Genomic DNA, 18,120 nt, shown 5'->3' with positions numbered 1-18,120 from the left:
GACGGTTATTCCGATGCACCGAATCTGATCCAGGTCACGCCGTCGATCACTGTTGGTTCGCGGAACCTCGGCTGGTTGAAGGGCGTGGACCCGATCCTGTGTGCCGCAGTGCTCGCCCGGGGATCGTCGAACTTATGGAGGCGATAGGCGCGGACTCCGGCGAGGTCGATGTCGAACGCGTAGGCCTTGTCCCCTTCGACCAGGTGCCAGGTGTATCGCACGATGACTCTGTCTGCGCCTTGAAGACTGATCTCCTCGAATGTGAACCAGCGGCTGTTGCCCATACGTCCGAGCCGATCGGCGATGGTCGCGGTCAGGTGGGAGATGAACTGTTGCGCCCACACCTCCGGCGGCGCTGCGTGGGGGTGCGGAATCAGCTGTGCGGGGATCAGATCACCTTTCGTTCTCAGGTGTCCGAGCAGCGCTGGGTCCTCGGGCACTACCTTCTCGGGGTAGGCGCGCCGTCCACCACTGCTGGCGAGGAGCCACTTGAAGTCGCTGGGCGCGAGCCGGGGCGAGCCACCGCCGTCGACGAGAACCATGAAAAACGCCGGCCGAACACGAAGGGTGCCCATGTCGGTCACGATCCGATATGCGTAGTCCGCCAGATCACCCAGAACAACTCGCACCCAGGCGATCTGTTCTCGAAGTGGCAATTCGACCGGTGGCGGTGGCGCAATGGTCCGCGTCGCAACGTCGGGCCGCGCGATGATCGCCACCCGGACCATCGACGTGTCGGCGGTTCTGTCGAAGGTGCCCAAGAACGACGGATCACTGCACCCCGCCGACACAGTGACGATCACGTCTTCGAGTTCGACGCTGGAAGCCTGGATCGCCTTGGACAGATCCGGCTTCGGTGACCGTGTCGGCCCGAGGGCTGGTGCCAGATGTTCGTGGATCGGATTGAGGTCGACGTCGGCATCCGCACGAATCAGCTCGGCGATTTCGGAGGATGTCCTGTCCGCGGTCACTGTTCCCACGCCCCCGGGTTGCCGTTGTGTGAGGCCGTCCCTTCGAACTGCGCGATGCGTTTCTTCAGGTGGTCGAGTGTCACGCGTATGCCGACGATGAGTTCGGCGGTGCTCGTCCCGATCGGGCCACCGCTATCCATGAGGTCGTGTAGTTCGCCCCACAGCTTCCGCTGCATTGCGCGCTCGCCCGACAACGTTGCTTCGGCCATCACGAGCTGAACTTCCGCGGGGACCTGCTTTTTCACCTCCGGCCCGTACGGCGGCGGATCCTGGTCCTTCCATGGCGACCACTTCGACTGGACTTCCGCATCGGTCATCTTGGCCAGACGCTCGAGCAACTCCCGACACGCTGTGGGTGACCCGAAGACAGTCTCCATGCATCGGTGATAGTCCGGGGGCTGCATCTGCTTGTGTTCCGACATCGATCATCGCTCCCGCTGACTCCGTCCGAAGACGAAGAGAGCAGCAATACACCGAAAACCCAGAGTCAGCGTCGACCAAACGGAGTGTCGGCCGAAGGGTGGCTCTAGGGCGAGCATCAGATGGTGTCCTGTAAGACGCCGCAGTCACATACCCAGGAATCGACTGAGCGCTCGAAGAAGCTCGCTCGCTCAGTCTCAGATTATCCGCGCCGGGACCGTGCTACGCTCGCCGCGTGACTGCCGGGTCGGCCATTGGCCAAGAGCGAGAAGAGTTCCCGGCCGCTGCGTGATCGCGCGGCGGGCCGCGAGCCTGTGTGTTTCAAGAATTCCTGCCCCCCGAACGTGCGGGCCGCTCACCTCCATTCTCTCTGTCTTTATCTTCTGCTTCCGTGCTGTCGCACGGAGGCCAATCCTGTCTGCCTCCAGACCCTCGAATCCGAAATAGGAGAACCATCCGCAATGACTGTGGAGACCACTGCCGACCAGCTCGTGGAAGAATTCCGGGCTACCGGCGGAAGAATCAGCGGGCCGCTGTCGAACGCCCGCACCTTGCTGCTCACCACGACCGATGTCCGCACTGGCGATTCGGTCACTACGCCCGTCTCCTACCTGCCCGACACTGGAAACCGCTCGCTGTTGGGTGCGTTCGACCTGCAGTCGCGTGCAGAAGTGCTTGTCGGCCCCGACCGCGATGAGGTCTTCAGTCGGCTCATTGAAGCGGATGGTCCCGCGCTTGCGAACGCCCAGGAGCGGTTCGGTGCGCCGTTACCGGTGATCGCGCTTTATCCGGTGTCCGGGCGTCCGGCTGCGGGTAGCGGCTGGGGCAATGATCTGAGAGTCATCCACGACGGCTTCCGCCGTGAACTTGCGCTGGTGCGCCGTGAGGTGGCCAGTGCAGGACCGCGTCTGGCCGCACAGCTGAAGATCAACTGCCTGACGATGTGTGGCGGCCTGACTCACCACCACACTATGGAAGGCATCCAGATGCTCCCCATTGTGGCGGAGAAGCATCCAGAGCTTGCCGCTGTCGTGGAGAGGCTGAGCCAAGAGCACGAGGCGATGGCAGCGCTGCTCGATGAACTGAAACAACTCCTCGAAGATGAGAACGTCGACCCCACGAAGATACTGCCGAAGGTGGAGCGGATCACGAGAGACGTCGAAGCCCACCTGGACTATGAGGAGGATCAACTGATTCCGGTGCTGAACGCACTGGTGCCTGGCGACTGAAGCAAGGTTCGGGTATTCGTGGGGCTCGAACATTCGGCGCAACTCTCGAGCGGCGATAGGTTCTATGCCGCAGCAGTATTCGCTCACGTCACGTGCTGCGGCTCCATTCCTCCAACTGCGCTATTGCCGTGTTCACGACCGCGACGGCTTCGAACCGGTTGACCCGTGACAGTACGAGGGCGCTGACGGACAGGGATGTCAACAGTCGGGCCCGGTGTTCCAGAAGGTCGGGTGTCATGTCCGGGTCGAAGGCACGAAGGGCGTGGGTGAGTGCTGCGGAGAGTTCGTGGCGGTATGCATCGACGACGGCACGCTGGGTGTCGTCGTGGGCCGCGAAGCCGGCGGCGCTGTTGAGGAGCAGGCACCCACGACCGGGGGAGTCGCCGGGGAGTTCCGTGAGGGCTTCCGCGAGGCTCCGGTAGTAGCGGACCACGTCGTCCGGATGGGTGGGTTCGTCGGTCAGAATGCGAAGCCGGGGGCGGACTACTCCGCCGAGGTAGTCCTCTACCGCCGCGTCGAAGAGTCCCCGCTTGCTGGTGAACGCGTTGTAGAGACTCGAGCGATTCAACCCGGTGACGCGCTCGATCTCAGGTATCGATGTAGCCTCGAAGCCTTTGTCCCAGAACAGATCGCGAACCTTACCGATCACTTCGGCCGTGTCGAAATCTTGCGTACGCGGCATGACGATCCTCACTCACATTTGTGAAACGATCGTTTCAGTATATATTGAAACGGTCAGTTCACAACGAATGGGAGTGTCCGTGGTCGCAGCAGGCCTAATTCTCGCCGCACTTGCCGGTGCACTACACGTGTATATCTTTGTGCTCGAGTCTCTGCGCTGGACCGCGCCGCGCACCCGCGCGACGTTCGGCACCAGTGTCGAAGAAGCGCTCGCCACCAAAGAGCTTGCCTTCAATCAGGGGTTCTACAACCTCTTTCTGGCGATCGTGACGGCAGTCGGCGTGGTCGGCGTCCTGGTCGATGCGACGGCGGTCGGTTCTGCTCTCGTCTTCGCAGGAACAGGCTCAATGGTGCTCGCAGCCCTCGTTCTGTTGCTGTCGTCGCCGGACAAAGCGCGCGCGGCCCTCGTGCAGGGCACGGTGCCGTTGCTCGCTGTTCTACTCCTCGCGATCGGGCTGACACTGTGACACCGGAGAAAGATCGAAAGGAAAACCCGTGACCTCGAGTACCCAGATTCAGTTGATCAACCGGCCGGTGGGGTGGCCGACCCAGGACGACTTCCGGACGGTCGTCGTCGAACTACCCGACCTGGCATCCGATCAGGTGCGGGTGGTCAACGAGTTCAACTCGGTCGACCCCTACATGCGCGGCCGGATGAACGACAGGGAGTCATACATTCCGCCGTTCGCGCTGGGCGAGACGATGACCGGCGGCGCCGTGGGGCGCGTCGTCGAATCCACTGCCGCCACGCATCCCGTGGGTTCCGTCGTCGTGCACGATCTCGGCTGGCGCGATGTGGCGCAAGGGGACGCGTCGGCGTTCCGCGTCGTCGAGGAGATTCCGGGCGTGCCGATCTCCGCCTACCTGGGGATTCTCGGGCTCACCGGCCTGACGGCGTACGTCGGACTGATGCACATTGCGCATCTGAAGCCCGGCGACTCCGTCTTCATCTCCGGTGCTGCCGGTGCGGTAGGAACGGCCGCCGGACAGATCGCCCGGCTCGAGGGTGCCTCCCGCGTAATCGGATCCGCCGGAACTGCGGAGAAGGTCGCGCTGCTCACCGAGCGGTACGGCTATGGCGCCGCCTTCGACTACAAGCAGGCGCCGGTGCGTGAGCAGTTGGGCGAGATCGCCGGCGAGGGCATCGATGTCTACTTCGACAACGTCGGCGGTGACCACCTCGAGGCTGCCCTCGACGTGCTGCGCCCCGGCGGCCGGGCCGCGCTGTGTGGCGCCATCTCCATGTACAACTCCACCGAGCGCACCCGTGGCCCCGACAACATGGTGAACATCATCGGCCGCAGCCTCACCCTCCAGGGCTTCACACTCGGCGGCTACACCCACGTCTTCCCCGAGTTCGCCGCCAAGATGGGGCCGTGGCTCGCGTCCGGTGAGGTGGTCCACGACGAGACCATCGTCGACGGCATCGAGAACTCGGTCGACGCGCTTCTTCAACTCATGCGCGGCGCAAATGTCGGGAAGATGCTCGTCCGCGCTTCCTGATCGTTTAGGAGTCGGTGAGATCGCGGATCTCGGAATACCGCTCGCGCACAGCGGGTGCCGGGTCCGCCTCGAACCGGTCGGCGGGTGCCTGATTCCACTCGGGCGGTTCGGGAGTACCGGCGAGTGTCCAGGCGGCCTGCCGGCCGGCGCCGATGGCGACGTATTCCGCGGGCCGCGGGACCACGACCGGTGCCCCGAAGACGGCAGGTGCCACTTCGCGCAGTGCCCGGGATCGGGCTCCGCCGCCGACCAGGAGGATGCGTCGCACCGTCACTCCCTGCGCGGTCAGGTGGTCGATGCCTTCCGCGAGCCCGCACAGCAGTCCCTCTACCGCGGCACGGGCGAGGTATGCGGGGGTCGAATTTGCAAGCCGCAGTCCGTGAATCGCCCCGGTGGCGCGTGGGCGGTTGGGAGTACGCTCGCCCTCGAGGTACGGCACCATCATCAAACCGCCACTGCCGGACGGGGCAGACAGTGCCAACCGTGACAACTCCTCGTGATCGACGCCCAGCAGCGACGCCGTCGCATCGAGTACGCGGGCAGCGTTCAGGGTGCATACGAGCGGCAGTTGACGTCCGGTGGCGTCGGCGAAGCCGACGACGAACCCTCCCGGATCGTTCGAGGGTGTCGCCGACACCGCCGACACGACGCCAGACGTTCCCACGGACACGACGACGTCGCCCTCCCTGGCATCGAGGGCGAGTGCGGCAGCGGCATTGTCACCGGTACCCGGACCCAGTACCGCACCCCACCTGGTTTCCCCGATCTGCTCGGCGGGTCCGGCGACGCGCGGCAGTTCGACTGTGCGCCCCCGCAGCGCCAGCGACACTAGATCGGGCCGGTAGGAATCCGTTGCGGCAGAGAAGTATCCGGTGCCGCTGGCATCGCCGCGGTCGGTGGCCAAGGCGCTCGGATCGGACGCGCCCGTAAGCTGCCAGCTGAGCCAGTCGTGCGGCAGGCACACCGCGGAGGTCCGGTCGGCGTTCTCAGGTTCGAGATCGGCGAGCCAGCGCAACTTGCTGACGGTGATAGAGGCGACTGGCACCACCCCGACCGCGTCCGCCCATGCGCCGGGGCCGCCGAGTTCGTCCACCAACTGCGACGCAGCGTCGGCGGAGCGGGTGTCGTTCCACAACAACGCCGGACGAACGACGGACGCTGCATCGTCGAGACACACCATGCCGTGCTGTTGAGCCCCGACGGACACCGCGGCGACGTCCTCCAATCCGCCCGCTGCCGCGATCGCGGTGTCGAGAGCCTCCGCCCACTCCTGCGGCGCAACCTCGGTGCCGTCTGGATGCGACGACCTGCCCTCTCGGACGATCTCACCGGAGTCGGCGTCGCAGACGATGACCTTGCACGACTGGGTAGACGAATCGATGCCCGCGACGAGTGTCATGGAGACGCTTCGGCGTAGTGGTCGAGCCTGTCTCGGGTGGGGAGATCGGCGCCCCGTCGCGCCACGGTGAGTGCCGAGGTGAGTGCGGCACTATCGAGCACATCGCGCAATTCGTTCGGTCCGATCGCGTGGAGGGCGTCGCGACTCTCCGCTCCGAGGAAGCCGTGCGACCAGAATCCGTCGAGGAGCCCGGCCATGAACGCGTCACCCGCGCCGATGGTGTCGACAACGTCGACCGGGTGGGCGACGATGTCGACGAGGCCCCCGGCGCAGACCGCGAACGCGCCTTCGGCCCCCTTCGTCACCACGACCACCGCGGGCCCGCGCGAGAGCCACGCACGTGCGATATCTACCGGATCCCGATCGGCGTCGTACCATCGCAGGTCCTCGTCGCTGGCCTTGACGATGTCGGCGATCGATACGAGGTGTTCGATCCGCGCCCTGGCCTGCGCGTCGTCGGCGATCAACGCCGGCCGCACGTTGGGGTCGTAGCTGATGGTTGCGCAGACGCGTCGTCGGGCGAGCATGTCCGCCACCACGCCACAGCCCGGTTCCAGGACGGCGGCGATAGAACCCGTGTGCACGAGATGCGGGACTCGAGTGGTGCTGGGCGTGGGCAGATCCCATTCGATGTCGAATTCGTAGCTGGCGGCGCCAGTCGCGTCGATAGTCGCGTGGGCGGTCGCGGTGCGCCTCGCGCAGATGCTGCCAGGTTCGAGGCTGACCCCCGATTCGTCGAGGTATCGGGCGATCGAGCGGCCATGCGGATCGTCACCGACCCGGGTCACGAATTCGACCGGGCGACCCAGCCGACCGAGGCCGACCGCGACATTCAGCGGACTTCCGCCCACATGCTCGGCGGAGTTGCCGTCGCGTCCGGTGACGATGTCGACCAGTGCCTCACCGATGACAAGGCTCATGCCCGCTCCTTCTGACGCAGAGCCTCGAGTGTCGCGCGGGCGCCGACACGATGCAGGGAGTCGAGAGCCCATAGGTACGCGTCGACGAATCGGGGTTGATCAGCTAGATCGCCGAACAGTGAACGATTTTCGATGAAGGCTGTAGGGTTTTCGCGCTGGCTCTGCGCGAGCGGAACCAGTGAATCCCCGAGCTTGTCGACTACGTCGATCGAGTTTCCATCCTCGTCGACGCCCTCTGCGTATCGCGCCCAGGTCGCGACGATCGCCGCCGACAAGACGACGGGGCCACCGGACTCGAGATTCTCGCGGATGACGGGCAGCAGCCACTTCGGGAGACGGTCGGACCAGTCGCTGCAGCACCTGGCCAAGGTGTCACCGATCTCGGGGTTCGAGAACCGAGTGATGGTTGTGCGCTTGTACTCGTCGAGGTCGACCTCGGGCAACGGCCGGAGGGTGGGTGTGGCCTCGTCGTCCATGTAAGCCAGCACGAATTCGGCGAACAGCGGATCCTGGGCGACTTCGTGTATCAGCCGATACCCCGACAGGTACCCGGAACAGCCGAGAGCCAGGTGACCGGAGTTGATCAGTCGGAGCTTCATCAGTTCGTGCGGTATCACGTCGTCGACTATCTGAACTCCGACGTTCTCGTACGGGGGACGGCCGAGGGTGAAGGAGTCCTCCAGAACCCACGACGTGAACGGCTCGGTTGCGACCGGCCACTGATCGTCGATGCCGAACCTGGAGGACAGCGACTCGATCACTTCGGGAGTGGTCACTGGCGTGATCCGGTCGACCATCGAGTTAGGGAACGACGTCTCGGCGCGCATCCAATCGGCCAGTTCCGGATTCTTCAGTTCCGCGTAAGAGAGGAACATCTTGCGGGCCACCGAACCGTTGCCCTCGAGGTTGTCGCAGGACATGATCGTCGGCGACGGGATGCCGCGGGCGCGACGGCGGGCGAGTGCTTCGACGACGAGTCCGAAGACGGTCCGCGGCACCGCGCCGTCGGCCAGATCGTGTGCAACGTCCGGGTCCCGGGCATCGAACTCGCCGGTGTCGTGGGTGCTGTTGTAGCCGCCCTCGGTGATGGTGAGCGAGATGATCCGGGTGGTGGGTGCCGCGATCTTCTCGATGACCGCCTCGGGATCGTCGGGGGCGAAGAGATACTCGACGATGGAACCGATGACGCTCACGTCCCACGTGCCGTCGGGATGGCAGAGCGCCAGGGTGTACAGGCCGTCCTGAGCGTCGAGTACTTCGCTCATCCTCCGATCACCCGGCAAGACGCCGACGCCACATATTCCCCACTCGAGCGCCTCGCCGCGCCGCATCAGTTGGTCGACATACATCGCCTGATGCGCACGGTGAAAGCCGCCGACGCCGAAATGCACTATCCCCACAGTGATGTCGTTTCGATCGTAGGTCGGCACCTGTACGGTGTCGTCGAACTGCCGCAATGTCTGAGCGTTCAGTTGCATCGGTCTTTCCTCATTCCGGAACGCGAACGACGGCTTTGAGGCTGCCGGGCGTCCGATCTGCGTTCAGTGCTTGCTCCGCTTCGGAGAGCGGAAATCTTCCGGTGACCATCAAATCGAGGTCGACGCGTCCGGACCGTGCGAGGGAGATCGCCGTCGGCCAGGTGTTGGCGTAACGGAATACCCCGGTCAGCACCAACTCCCGGTTCTGGATTGTCTGGACGGGCAGTGTCATTTCCGTGGCGCCCATACCGACAAGGACGACTGTGCCCGCGGGACGAACGGCCTCGATCCCGGCCGAGACCGCACTGGGGGCGCCGGACGCGTCAATGAAGGCGTCCACGTGGAGTCCGGCGACATCCTGCTCGCGCGGATCCAGCACGGCGGCGGCACCGAATTTCGTTGCGATGTTGCGCCGCCGGGAGTCGAGATCCGAGACGATGACCTCGGTGGCACCGAACGCGAGGGCAGTCTGCAACGTGGCGATGCCGATCGGGCCCGCCCCCGCGACAAGCACGCGGGAACCGGCCGTTACTCGGGCCTTCCTGTTGGTAGCGATGGCCACCGACAACGGCTCGCACAGCGCCGCGGCGTCGTCGGACATCTCGTCGGGGACTGGGTGCGCGAATCCCGATCCGATGGTCACGTACTCGGCCAGTGCCCCGTCGATCGGCGGCGCTGCAAAGAACTGCATGTGCGGGCAGAGGTGGTAGAGACCTCGCCGGGATTCCTCGCTCGAGGGGTCGGGGCGCTGCGGTTCGATGGACACCCGTTGCCCGATTCTGTCCGCGGCGACACCGGCGCCGACAGCGACGATGGTGCCCGACGATTCGTGGCCCAGAACGACCGGCCGATCGGCCACGAGATCGCCGATGTGGCCCTCGCGGTAGAAGTGGGTGTCCGACCCGCAGATCCCCACCGAGGCCACTTTCACCAGCACATCGCCGGGGTCTGGGGTCGGGACGACGCGTTCTTGCATCTCGATCCGACCGGGTTCGACGAGAACGCTCGCGCGCATCGTCGAGGGGATAGTCGGCCGGAGTGTTGTGTGGGTCACATGACGATGTTAACGTGCTGAGCAGATGAACGCATGGTGAGCATTTGCTCATCGCTGTCCGGGGGTTCCGCAACACCCGTATATGCGAGCACCGGGATCGTGCCGAGGAGAATGAGTGACGTCCATAGACTCGACGGCCCAGGCGCCGTCTCGGATGGGTGTGCCGCCGCAGTCCACCGCGGAGGATCTACGTCTGGCGCTGCGCGCTGCGACGCTGTACTACCTCGACGGATTGACCCAGGCGGATGTCGCCGCACGGCTTGGAGTCTCCCGCCCGACGGCGGGCCGACTCGTCGCCCGAGCGCGTGCTCAGGGGCTCGTGCGGATCGAGGTCGAGGTGCCTGCCCATCTGCGTGATGCACTGCGCTCGGAGGAGGAACGTGCCCTCGAAGAGAAGTTCGGACTCGTCGAGGTCGTTGTGATCGCCGATTCCGTCGACGCCGCGGGTGCGGTGGACGACCACCGCAGTTTCGCCGAGGTCGGTCGCGCCGCCGCGTCCCTGCTCGTTCGCCGGGTTCGGGAAGGGGACACGCTGGGCTTCACCTGGGGTCCGGAGACGGTGGCCGTCGCGCAGGGCCTGCCGTCGGGTGCGGCAACGTGTTCCTCCGTCGTGCAACTCGATGGCTCGGTGAGTGCGATCAACTACCAGACCGGCATCGAGTATGTTCTCGGACGGTGCGCAGAGAAACTGCAGGCCAATCCAATTCGACTTCCTGTTCCGCTCTACGCGGACGCGTCCACCGTCCTCGCCATGCGCGGCGACTCGGTGATCTCCGGGGCGCTGGAAGCGGGCCGGACGGCCGAGATGATGATATTCGGCACCGGCGCTGTGTCCACGTCTACCACGCTGTTCGAAGGTAGTTTCCTCGATACCGACATGCTGTCCGTTCTCACCGATCTCGACGCGGTGGGCGAGGTGGGTGGCCGGTTCTATCGAATCGATGGGACCGAGGTCCGGAGTCCTCTGGACGAACGGGCCATGTCGGTTTCCCTCGATGACATCCGGGCCTGCGAGGGATCGATCCTCGTTACCGGAGGCGCCGCCAAACATCAAGCGGCACTGGGTGCCCTCCGCGGTGGACTGGCCAGAATACTGGTTTGCGACATCGAATGCGCGCGTTGGTTGTTGAGCCAATAGCGCCACGCAAGAGAGGTGAAGATCGATGAGACGACGCAAGAAGCGTGGGGCAATGCTGGTGGCGGGCGTGGGCGCCCTCTGCCTCACGCTCACTGCTTGCGCGGGCGCCGGTTCCTTCGGTGCCTCGGATCAGACCGACACCATCGCGATGGTCTCCAACTCCCAGATGCAGGACGCGCGCGCTCTCTCTGCGCAGTTCGAGGAGGAGAACCGGACATCGACCTGAAGTTCGTGACGCTGTCGGAGAACGAGGCCCGCGCGAAGATCACGGCGTCCACTGCGACCGGGGGCGGCGAATTCGACGTGGTGATGATCAGCAACTATGAGACTCCGCAGTGGGCCAAGTATGGCTGGTTGAAGAACCTCTCGGAGTACGCGGAGGCGACCGAGGGCTACGACCAGGATGACTTCATTCCCACTCTGCGCGAATCTCTTTCGTACGAGGGGGGAGCATGTATGCGGTGCCATTCTACGGTGAGTCCTCATTCTTGATGTACCGCGAGGACTTGTTGGAGCAGGCCGGGATCACACTGTCGGAGAAGCCGACCTGGACGGAGGTCGAGGAGGCGGCCGAGCAACTCGACACTGATCGCGTTGCCGGAATCTGCCTGCGCGGCCAACCTGGTTGGGGGCAGGTGCTCGCGCCGTTGGACACGGTCATCAACACCTTTGGTGGACGGTGGTTCGACGAGGACTGGAACGCGCAACTCACCAGTCCCGAGGTGGAACGTGCGAGCGAGGCGCTGCGTTTCGAGGCACCCGGGGCAACCGCCTTCGCCCGCAACTCCGTGCGCTCCTCGGTTGATGGGATCGAATCGCTGCTCGAATCGAACCCGCCGGGACTCGTGCGCACCCGGATGACCGTGCTGGCGGTTCGGTAGTCGCGGTCACTGACTCGGTGGTCATCACTGCGACGGATGTCGAACTGCGCGCTGCCATGTCGTCGGATTCGCCCGACGAGCAGCCTGCGAGGAGTAGTGCGGCGGGGGCAATCAGTGCGAGTGCGGGCCGTTTCATCCGCGCATCAAACCGCACGCCCTGCTTCGTGGCATGACAACGCCCCCGCCTCGGGATGAGGTGGGGGCGTTTCGTCGTCTCTACGACTCGAGGTCACTACTCACATGCGAGCGAGCAGATCCGACTTCTTCGACTCGAACTCGGCATCACTCAAAGCGATGCATTCAGGCTTAATCAGCTACCGAAGATGCGCTGGAGATTGATCAAGACTTCGAAGAAGTCCGCCATGCTACCTAAGCTACTGAGTACGAGGTCAGAGCCTAGCGACATCGTTTGTGGGGTGTCGTAATCGCCAGCATCGGGATTACCATCGACAGGCCCGACCTGGATCGAGAGTTCGCCATCGTAGATTGCTGCGTTACCGTCGGTGCACTCCCAGGTGCCGAGGAAGAGGCCATCGTGGGCGTCTGTCTCGATGGTCTTCGACTCACCCGCGTTGACAGCAACGTTTTCCGCCCCGACCACGTCAAAGGGGGCCCGGGTGTTTGTCGCCTCAAACTCGCACTTCACATTGTTGGTGGAAGTGTTGTCAAAATTGACAACGACCTGCTCCGGGTGCGGTCCGATCGTGACGATGACGTTGCCCGGCTCCACTGCGGTGGCCGGCGCAGCGAACGCGGCGGCGAGGAGTGGAACTGCGAGAACGGCGGCGGCTGCGGCGCGAACTGATTTCTTCAAGGATTCATCCTTCACTCCATGTGACTGCACACAGGCATGCGCAGACGGTGGACATATGCCCCGGCTGGTATCGGCCTTGGGCCACAACAGATCCGCCCCGTCAGTTTCTATTGGGGCCTGCTCTGAAGAGAATTCAACATCGAATTACCTTGGGGTGGATATGCCACACCCAAGCTAAGGGGAACCGACGCGCGGGCCGCTGCGTCACACCAGATATGGACCCCGATGAATCCGCCGCGATCCGTGATGAAGGCGGCGACCCAGACGCCCCGAAACTGCTGGAGGCCATCGACTTCGTGCGCTGGGAATTGTTGATGCTCCGTGACCGCGACGACGACGCCCCCACCCTGAGATAGGGCGGGGGCTTCTCGTCCGGGTCGTGTGCTACACCGCTTGCGCCTGCGCCACCCACGCGCGCACCGTATTGCCGGCGCATCCCATCCGCCGACCGATTTCGCGCAGCGGAACCCCGGCCGCGACGAGCGCGAGGGCTTCTTCGATCTGCTCATCTGAGTACTTCGCCGGGCGCAGTGTCAGCGGGGTTCGGTGTGGTGCCTGTTTCAGCGGCGCCAGCTTGAACACCAGCGGCGCCAGCTTGAACCACACTGTCAACCCATTCGGCAACGTGCTCGTCCACTACCTACTCGTGAAACGCAAAGTTCTTTGGGGAGTTGATTTCGTGCACTACGCTCGACCCGGAAAGTAAGGGATCACGCTCATTCGAATTGGAGATCGACAGTTGCAGGATCTACTGCAAGAGCGGTACGGGGTGCAGGTGCTGATGTGCGATCCGGCAGGGCCCAAAGTGGTCACCGTGCAGGATGCGCTGGACCTCATCGGCGCGGTATTCCTCGGCGCCGAGGTTGTGGCCGTACCTGCGTACCGCCTGGACGAGCGATTCTTCTCGCTCAGCACCGGTTTCGCCGGGGAAATCATGCAGAAGTTCGTCAACTATCGGCTGCGGCTGGCCGTCGTCGGCGATATCTCCCGCCACTTGGAGGCCAGTGCCGCACTGCGCGCTCTGGTTCATGAATCCAATACGGCAGATCATGTCTGGTTCCTGCCTGACATCGAAGCCCTCGACGCACGTCTGAAGGCCAAGTCCGCGCAGACGTCGTGATCCGGGATCCGGTCTCGGTGCCGGCGGCGAACATCTGAATGAGCCGAAGGTCCACTGTAGCCCGGATCCACTCGAACAGAGGGGGAGAGCCGTCGTGAGCGTCGGACGAGCGTTGGGTCTGGTATCCGCCGCCCCGTTGATCTGTGTGTCCGCTGGCGAGGTCGTGCTGCGAGACGAGGGTACGACGACGGACTGGAACGTTGAAGTGGCGGACTTCCGATTGGCGCCGCACCCCGTCACCCGAGAGCTCTACACGGTCGTACTGGGCCAGATACCGGAAACCCCAGAGGTGCAACGTAAACCGGTGGCCGAGGTCTCCTGGATCGAGGCCGTGCGATTCTGCAATCTGCTCTCGCGGTCGGTGGGGCTCGAACCCTGCTACTCGGACGTCGATGAGCCGGATGCAGAGGAGGCGGTTTGCGATTGGGGGGCCGACGGCTACCGCCTTCCGTCCGAGGCTGAATGGGAGTACGCCTGCCGCGCGGGCAGTGCCGACGTCCGCCATGGAGATCTGGACGAAATCGCATGGTATCGAGGTAATTCGGGTGGCGAAGTGCACGACGCTGCCACGCGGCTGCCTAATTCCTGGGGATTTCACGACATGATCGGCAACGTGTGGGAGTGGTGCTGGGACGTCTACGACCCGGCAGTCTATGGGCCGTATCGTGTCTTTCGCGGCGGAGGTGCCTATGACTCACCCCGGGCATGCAGGGCTTCCTGCAGGCGAAAGAGCCACCCGACTTTCCGCATCGACGATCTAGGTTTCCGGGTCGCGCAATCGGGATGATCGCACCGCGGTCGGTGAAAGCGCACACTCCCAGGGAAAACCGTGCGCTCAGTGCGACACTCGCCCGGGTGCTGTTTGCTTACGCGGTGTTCTACTGCGTCTTCTTCGGTGTTCCGCAGTGGTTTGCAGTACTCGCGTGGGATGAGTGCCACGTAGACGGGTCTGACGATGCTTCCCATTGCTGGAGTGGGTTTCGGATCCACGTTTCTCGCGTAACGAACGTACGCACGTCACGGGGTGCGTAGAACGCTCCCCGTCGGGACCTGCGCAATTCTCGTGGGTGGCCTGCTAATGGCCTCGGTGGAGAGCAGTACGGCCCCGATTGATGTGCATCTCCTGGTGGCGGTAGTACTGGGAATTCCCAGTGGGTTCAACAATATCGGCAATCAGAATCTGGTCAATTCGGTGACATCCGTCGGGAAGTGGGCACCGCGATCGGGACGTACCGCACCGAGCAGTACATCGGAGCGAATCTCGCCGCCGTCGTCCTGGCGACCACTTCCGGTCCCGTCATCGGTGACGACGGCCTGCACCGCACGGGGTGGTTCATCGCCGTAGTAGGAACCATTCTCCTGGCAGGCGTCCTGACCTCGCCAGCATGGACGGCCACCCGTTTCGGGAGACGTCGAGGTCTGTGTAGGACTGGCGCGGGCTGCGAACGGCTGCGCAATCTGGCAGGCACAGTATCGCTGCGCAAGACAGGAAGGGCCCGGTGCATGAGCTCCGATCGGAGTTGGGCGAGTGGCTGGATAGGCAGCAACACTGATGAATGATTGCCCGTTGATCGGGAAATATCGAACTAATTGGTACTTGATGCGCGGTAAGAAGACAGCTAGACTGGCTAATGAAAAAGCCGAAGGTGAGAGGATGAACAATGGACGAGAAAGTCAATCAACTCCGCGAAGACGTCGTTCTGTTCTTGAGGCGTATCCGGGCTCAGAGGGCGGGTCACCAGCTCACGCCCTCGCAGTTGCAGGCACTCTCCCATCTCGACCGCGAAGGGCCGATGAGTGCCCGCGCCTTGGCCGGGTTGGAGCAGGTGGCCCCTCAGTCGATCGCCCGGACCCTCTCGATACTCGAAGACGCGGCAATGGTTTCGCGCACGGCGGACCCGCACGATGCACGTGCGAGCATCATCGCGATCACCGCGCTCGGGTCGCAGACCCTGGTCGGCGACCGGTCCCGGCGCAGCGAATGGCTCTCGGCGGCGATCGCCTCCGAATGCACCGACGCCGAGCGCGACCTGCTCTTCATCGCCGGACGGCTACTGCGGCGCCTCGCCGAAATCCCTGACCCTGCACCGCAACGCGAGTCACTGATGACCCCGTGAGCGCCATGGTCACGGGTGCCAACAACGCGCAGCAGGGTCGGCCCGTCCCCTTCCGGATCAGCGGTTCGGTCGCTACCGGAAGTATTCTGCAGCCGTTGAACTCGTCGATGATCGCTGTGGCGATCGTCGGTATTGCCGCGCAATTCGGCTCCTCGTCCGGGATACCCTGGGTGATCTCGGGGCTCTACATAGCGACAGCCGTCACGGCCCCGATGGCGGGCAGGCTGGGCGCTCTACTCGGCGCTCGACGGGTCTATCTCGGTGGGCTCGCCCTGGTAACGGTCGGTTCGATCGCCGGCATCCTGGCGCCCACCGTTGGCTGGCTGATCTTCTCCCGCGTTCTGGTCGGAATCGGAACCGCCACGCAGTATCCCAATGCAATGACGATGATTCGCGACTACGCGGAGCGGCATGGGGCGCAGCCTAGAACCGCGATCACGACCCTCAACATCTGCAGCCAGGCAGTCGTGGCCCTTGGCCCGGCGCTCGGTGGTCTGCTGGTGGGAGCATTCGGCTGGCATTCGATCATGTGGGTCAACCTCCCGATCGCCGCGTTCGCCGCTGTGGTCGTCACGCGATTCGCGGGCGCCGGCCTGATCGGTGGGACGCCCGTGAGCCGTCGGCAGTTGCTGCATTCGCTCGACGTGGTGGGAGGACTGCTGCTTCTCGTACTGATCTCGTCGACGATGCTGTTCCTGCTGTCGCTCACCACCGGCCCGGTCTGGTGGCTCCTCCCCGTCTGGGCACTGGCGTTCGCCGCGTTCGTCCAATGGGAGCGGCGGGCAGACGAACCGTTCATCGATGTTCGTGCACTCGCCCGAAACCGTGCGCTCAGTGCGACACTCGCACGGACGCTGCTCACCTACACGGCGTTCTACTGCGTCTATTTCGGTATTCCGCAGTGGTTGCAGTATTCCCGGGGGATGAGTGCGACGCAGGCAGGCCTGACGATGCTGCCCGTCGCCGCCGTCGGTGTCGGCACCACAATACTCGCGTCAAGAACCTACGTACGTCACGGGGCGCGCAGAACACTCACCGTCGGGACGTGCGCGCTTCTGGTGGGAGGTGTGCTGCTGGCCTTAGTGGAGAGCAGCACCGCCCCGATCCTGGTGCTCCTGCTGGTTGCCGGAGTATTGGGAATTCCCAATGGATTCAACAATATCGGCAACCAGAATCTGGTCAGCTCGGTCACGTCCGTCGAGGAAGTGGGCACCGCGATCGGAATGTACCGAACCGCGCAATACATCGGAGCGAACCTCGCGGCCGTTGTGCTGGCGACCACCTCCGGTGACGTCATCGGTGACGCCGGTTTGCACCGCACGGGCTGGTTCATCGCCGTAGCGGGAACAATTCTCTTGGTCGGTGTCCTGACCTCGCGCAACATGGGCGATCGGCGGCGGGCGCGCACCCGCCCATTTGAGGAAAGGCCGGGCTTGTCTGCGTAGGACTGACGTGGGCGACCATCTCTCGAAGGCTCTGTTTCAGTGGGACCCGCTCCTACGGGGCGTCGAAGTCAGTGCCGATGGTGAGCTCACGCCATTTTTCGACATCGGCACGTTGCGCTTCCTCGACCTCGAAGTACCGGCCGAGGGCGTCTTTGCCGAGCAACAGCATGAATGGCGGGTTGGGGTCCTCGACCGCGGCGATAATCGCTTGTGCCGCCTTCGCGGGATCTCCGGGCTGCGTGCCGTGGGTGGAGTCGATTTCCTTGCGCCGCTTTCCCGCTGTTTCGGAGTAGTCTGCAATGGCTTTGGCTGGTTGGACCAGTGAGCGGTCCGAGAAGTCGGTGCGGAATGAACCGGGCTCGACGACCGTCACCGAAATACCGAGTGGCTGGAGCTCCTTTCGCAGGGATCCCGACATCCCTTCGAGTGCGGCTTTCGTGGCGGAGTAGTACCCGAAGCCGACCGGCGAGAATCGTGCGCCTATCGAAGAGATGTTCACGATTGCACCAGTACGTCGGACACGCATGTTGGGCAACAAGGCTTCGATTGTTCCGACTGCGCCGAAGAAGTTGGTCGCGAACAGCCGCTGGATGTCCGCAGCCTCGCCTTCCTCGACGGCGGCGCAGTAGCCGTATCCGGCGTTGTTCACGAGCACATCGATACCGTCGAAGCGGCTTTGTGCTTGCTGCGCAGCCTCAACTACCTGATCGGGGTCGGTGACGTCGAGAGGAAGCGCGAGCGCGGTGTCCGGATATGCCTCGGACAGTTCCGCCAGTTTCGCGGTGTCGCGGGCGGTGACCACTGCATTGTGTCCACGAGCGAGTACTGCCTCGGCGAGGGCGCGGCCGAGTCCGGTCGAGCAGCCTGTGATGAACCATGTCGCCATGTCTATTCGTTCCTCCGCTTTGATCTGTCGGGTCCCCACCAACAGTAGGCACGTTGTGGTGTGT

At 64.0% G+C, this 18,120-nt stretch carries 19 protein-coding genes and 2 pseudogenes; 11 read left to right on the top strand and 10 right to left on the bottom strand.

Going from position 1 to position 18,120, the window contains the following annotated elements:
- Positions 1-5: 5 nt before the first annotated feature.
- Together RM2_RS18155 and RM2_RS18150 are read right to left on the bottom strand one after the other, a co-directional pair.
- Positions 6-971, bottom strand: a complete 966-nt coding sequence (locus RM2_RS18155; protein ID WP_072690966.1) for a hypothetical protein — start codon at positions 969-971, stop codon at positions 6-8.
- Positions 968-1,348, bottom strand: a complete 381-nt coding sequence (locus RM2_RS18150) for a hypothetical protein (RefSeq protein WP_169846760.1) — start codon at positions 1,346-1,348, stop codon at positions 968-970. Before RM2_RS18150 ends, RM2_RS18155 begins: the two co-directional genes overlap by 4 nt.
- A 504-nt stretch (positions 1,349-1,852) precedes the next feature.
- Here RM2_RS18150 and RM2_RS18145 point away from each other — a divergent pair.
- Complete coding sequence (locus RM2_RS18145; RefSeq protein ID WP_072690941.1) at positions 1,853-2,620, top strand: hemerythrin domain-containing protein; 768 nt, start codon at positions 1,853-1,855, stop codon at positions 2,618-2,620.
- 88 nt (positions 2,621-2,708) lie between these two features.
- On the opposite strand, the gene RM2_RS18140 is transcribed toward RM2_RS18145, so the two are convergent.
- Positions 2,709-3,302, bottom strand: a complete 594-nt coding sequence (locus RM2_RS18140) for a TetR/AcrR family transcriptional regulator (protein ID WP_072690940.1) — start codon at positions 3,300-3,302, stop codon at positions 2,709-2,711.
- Positions 3,303-3,381: 79 nt separating this feature from the next.
- Here RM2_RS18140 and RM2_RS18135 point away from each other — a divergent pair, with 79 nt between their 5' ends.
- Both RM2_RS18135 and RM2_RS18130 read left to right on the top strand, forming a co-directional pair.
- Positions 3,382-3,768, top strand: a complete 387-nt coding sequence (locus RM2_RS18135) for a DUF1304 domain-containing protein (RefSeq protein ID WP_072690965.1) — start codon at positions 3,382-3,384, stop codon at positions 3,766-3,768.
- 28 nt (positions 3,769-3,796) lie between these two features.
- On the top strand, positions 3,797-4,804 hold the full coding sequence (locus tag RM2_RS18130; protein ID WP_072690939.1) for an NADP-dependent oxidoreductase: 1,008 nt from the start codon (positions 3,797-3,799) through the stop codon (positions 4,802-4,804).
- 4 nt (positions 4,805-4,808) lie between these two features.
- Here the strand turns inward: RM2_RS18130 and xylB are convergent, their stop codons facing one another.
- Genes xylB through RM2_RS18110 form a run of 4 tightly spaced genes read right to left on the bottom strand, consistent with a single transcriptional unit; the run spans position 4,809 to position 9,616 of the window.
- Complete coding sequence (gene xylB / locus RM2_RS18125) at positions 4,809-6,203, bottom strand: xylulokinase (protein ID WP_072690938.1); 1,395 nt, start codon at positions 6,201-6,203, stop codon at positions 4,809-4,811.
- Entirely contained in the window at positions 6,200-7,123 is a 924-nt protein-coding gene (locus tag RM2_RS18120; RefSeq protein WP_072690937.1) for a carbohydrate kinase family protein, read from the bottom strand. Before RM2_RS18120 ends, xylB begins: the two co-directional genes overlap by 4 nt.
- The gene (locus RM2_RS18115; protein WP_072690936.1) at positions 7,120-8,601 is read right to left on the bottom strand and encodes a mannitol dehydrogenase family protein; all 1,482 of its coding nucleotides are present in this window, start codon (positions 8,599-8,601) and stop codon (positions 7,120-7,122) included. Before RM2_RS18115 ends, RM2_RS18120 begins: the two co-directional genes overlap by 4 nt.
- A gap of 10 nt (positions 8,602-8,611) precedes the next feature.
- Positions 8,612-9,616, bottom strand: coding sequence for an NAD(P)-dependent alcohol dehydrogenase (locus RM2_RS18110; RefSeq protein ID WP_072690935.1), 1,005 nt, complete (start codon positions 9,614-9,616; stop codon positions 8,612-8,614).
- Between the two features lie 154 nt (positions 9,617-9,770).
- Here RM2_RS18110 and RM2_RS18105 point away from each other — a divergent pair, with 154 nt between their 5' ends.
- Both RM2_RS18105 and RM2_RS18100 read left to right on the top strand, forming a co-directional pair.
- Complete coding sequence (locus tag RM2_RS18105; protein WP_084721869.1) at positions 9,771-10,793, top strand: sugar-binding transcriptional regulator; 1,023 nt, start codon at positions 9,771-9,773, stop codon at positions 10,791-10,793.
- Positions 10,794-10,818: 25 nt separating this feature from the next.
- A pseudogene (locus RM2_RS18100) lies at positions 10,819-11,527 on the top strand (ABC transporter substrate-binding protein); the annotation flags it as partial.
- 457 nt (positions 11,528-11,984) lie between these two features.
- Here RM2_RS18100 and RM2_RS18095 read toward each other — a convergent pair.
- Positions 11,985-12,488: a hypothetical protein gene (locus RM2_RS18095; RefSeq protein ID WP_139277825.1), complete on the bottom strand. Its 504-nt coding sequence runs from the start codon at positions 12,486-12,488 to the stop codon at positions 11,985-11,987.
- Between the two features lie 215 nt (positions 12,489-12,703).
- On the opposite strand from RM2_RS18095, the gene RM2_RS24615 reads away from it, so the two are divergent.
- Positions 12,704-12,844: a hypothetical protein gene (locus RM2_RS24615; protein ID WP_169846759.1), complete on the top strand. Its 141-nt coding sequence runs from the start codon at positions 12,704-12,706 to the stop codon at positions 12,842-12,844.
- A 28-nt stretch (positions 12,845-12,872) separates the two neighbouring features.
- On the opposite strand, the gene RM2_RS18090 is transcribed toward RM2_RS24615, so the two are convergent.
- Positions 12,873-13,094 carry a transposase gene (locus RM2_RS18090; RefSeq protein WP_072690932.1) on the bottom strand — a complete coding sequence of 74 codons (222 nt, stop codon included), beginning with the start codon at positions 13,092-13,094 and terminating at the stop codon, positions 12,873-12,875.
- Positions 13,095-13,227: 133 nt separating this feature from the next.
- Here RM2_RS18090 and RM2_RS18085 point away from each other — a divergent pair, with 133 nt between their 5' ends.
- The 5 genes and pseudogenes from RM2_RS18085 to RM2_RS18065 all read left to right on the top strand — a co-directional run bounded on the left by RM2_RS18085 (position 13,228) and on the right by RM2_RS18065 (position 17,170).
- Positions 13,228-13,608 carry a DUF4180 domain-containing protein gene (locus RM2_RS18085; protein ID WP_072690931.1) on the top strand — a complete coding sequence of 127 codons (381 nt, stop codon included), beginning with the start codon at positions 13,228-13,230 and terminating at the stop codon, positions 13,606-13,608.
- A 94-nt stretch (positions 13,609-13,702) separates the two neighbouring features.
- Positions 13,703-14,395: a formylglycine-generating enzyme family protein gene (locus tag RM2_RS18080; protein WP_245814035.1), complete on the top strand. Its 693-nt coding sequence runs from the start codon at positions 13,703-13,705 to the stop codon at positions 14,393-14,395.
- 38 nt (positions 14,396-14,433) lie between these two features.
- Positions 14,434-14,988, top strand: a pseudogene (locus tag RM2_RS18075) (MFS transporter); the annotation flags it as partial.
- Positions 14,989-15,269: 281 nt separating this feature from the next.
- Complete coding sequence (locus tag RM2_RS18070) at positions 15,270-15,725, top strand: MarR family winged helix-turn-helix transcriptional regulator (protein WP_072690930.1); 456 nt, start codon at positions 15,270-15,272, stop codon at positions 15,723-15,725.
- Positions 15,726-15,730: 5 nt separating this feature from the next.
- A complete protein-coding gene (locus RM2_RS18065) occupies positions 15,731-17,170 on the top strand; it encodes an MFS transporter (RefSeq protein WP_139277827.1) in 1,440 nt (479 codons plus the stop codon).
- Between the two features lie 52 nt (positions 17,171-17,222).
- On the opposite strand, the gene RM2_RS18060 is transcribed toward RM2_RS18065, so the two are convergent.
- Complete coding sequence (locus RM2_RS18060; RefSeq protein WP_072690928.1) at positions 17,223-18,056, bottom strand: oxidoreductase; 834 nt, start codon at positions 18,054-18,056, stop codon at positions 17,223-17,225.
- Positions 18,057-18,120 lie beyond the last annotated feature (64 nt).

The sequence above is a fragment of the Rhodococcus marinonascens NBRC 14363 genome (assembly GCF_001894885.1).
Lineage (GTDB): Bacteria > Actinomycetota > Actinomycetes > Mycobacteriales > Mycobacteriaceae > Rhodococcus_F > Rhodococcus_F marinonascens.
This window is presented reverse-complemented; position numbering and strand designations above follow the sequence as displayed.

Bases quoted from the DNA above. Each gene is read 5' to 3' on its own strand.
- RM2_RS18060 (WP_072690928.1), bottom strand. From the start codon at position 18,056: ATGGCGACATGGTTCATCACAGGCTGCTCGACCGGACTCGGCCGCGCC.
- RM2_RS18110 (WP_072690935.1), bottom strand. From the start codon at position 9,616: ATGCGCGCGAGCGTTCTCGTCGAACCCGGTCGGATCGAGATGCAAGAA.
- RM2_RS24615 (WP_169846759.1), top strand. From the start codon at position 12,704: ATGGACCCCGATGAATCCGCCGCGATCCGTGATGAAGGCGGCGACCCA.
- RM2_RS18065 (WP_139277827.1), top strand. From the start codon at position 15,731: ATGGTCACGGGTGCCAACAACGCGCAGCAGGGTCGGCCCGTCCCCTTC.
- RM2_RS18150 (WP_169846760.1), bottom strand. From the start codon at position 1,348: ATGGAGACTGTCTTCGGGTCACCCACAGCGTGTCGGGAGTTGCTCGAG.
- RM2_RS18070 (WP_072690930.1), top strand. From the start codon at position 15,270: ATGGACGAGAAAGTCAATCAACTCCGCGAAGACGTCGTTCTGTTCTTG.
- RM2_RS18140 (WP_072690940.1), bottom strand. From the start codon at position 3,302: ATGCCGCGTACGCAAGATTTCGACACGGCCGAAGTGATCGGTAAGGTT.
- xylB (WP_072690938.1), bottom strand. From the start codon at position 6,203: ATGACACTCGTCGCGGGCATCGATTCGTCTACCCAGTCGTGCAAGGTC.
- RM2_RS18145 (WP_072690941.1), top strand. From the start codon at position 1,853: ATGACTGTGGAGACCACTGCCGACCAGCTCGTGGAAGAATTCCGGGCT.
- RM2_RS18120 (WP_072690937.1), bottom strand. From the start codon at position 7,123: ATGAGCCTTGTCATCGGTGAGGCACTGGTCGACATCGTCACCGGACGC.
- RM2_RS18115 (WP_072690936.1), bottom strand. From the start codon at position 8,601: ATGCAACTGAACGCTCAGACATTGCGGCAGTTCGACGACACCGTACAG.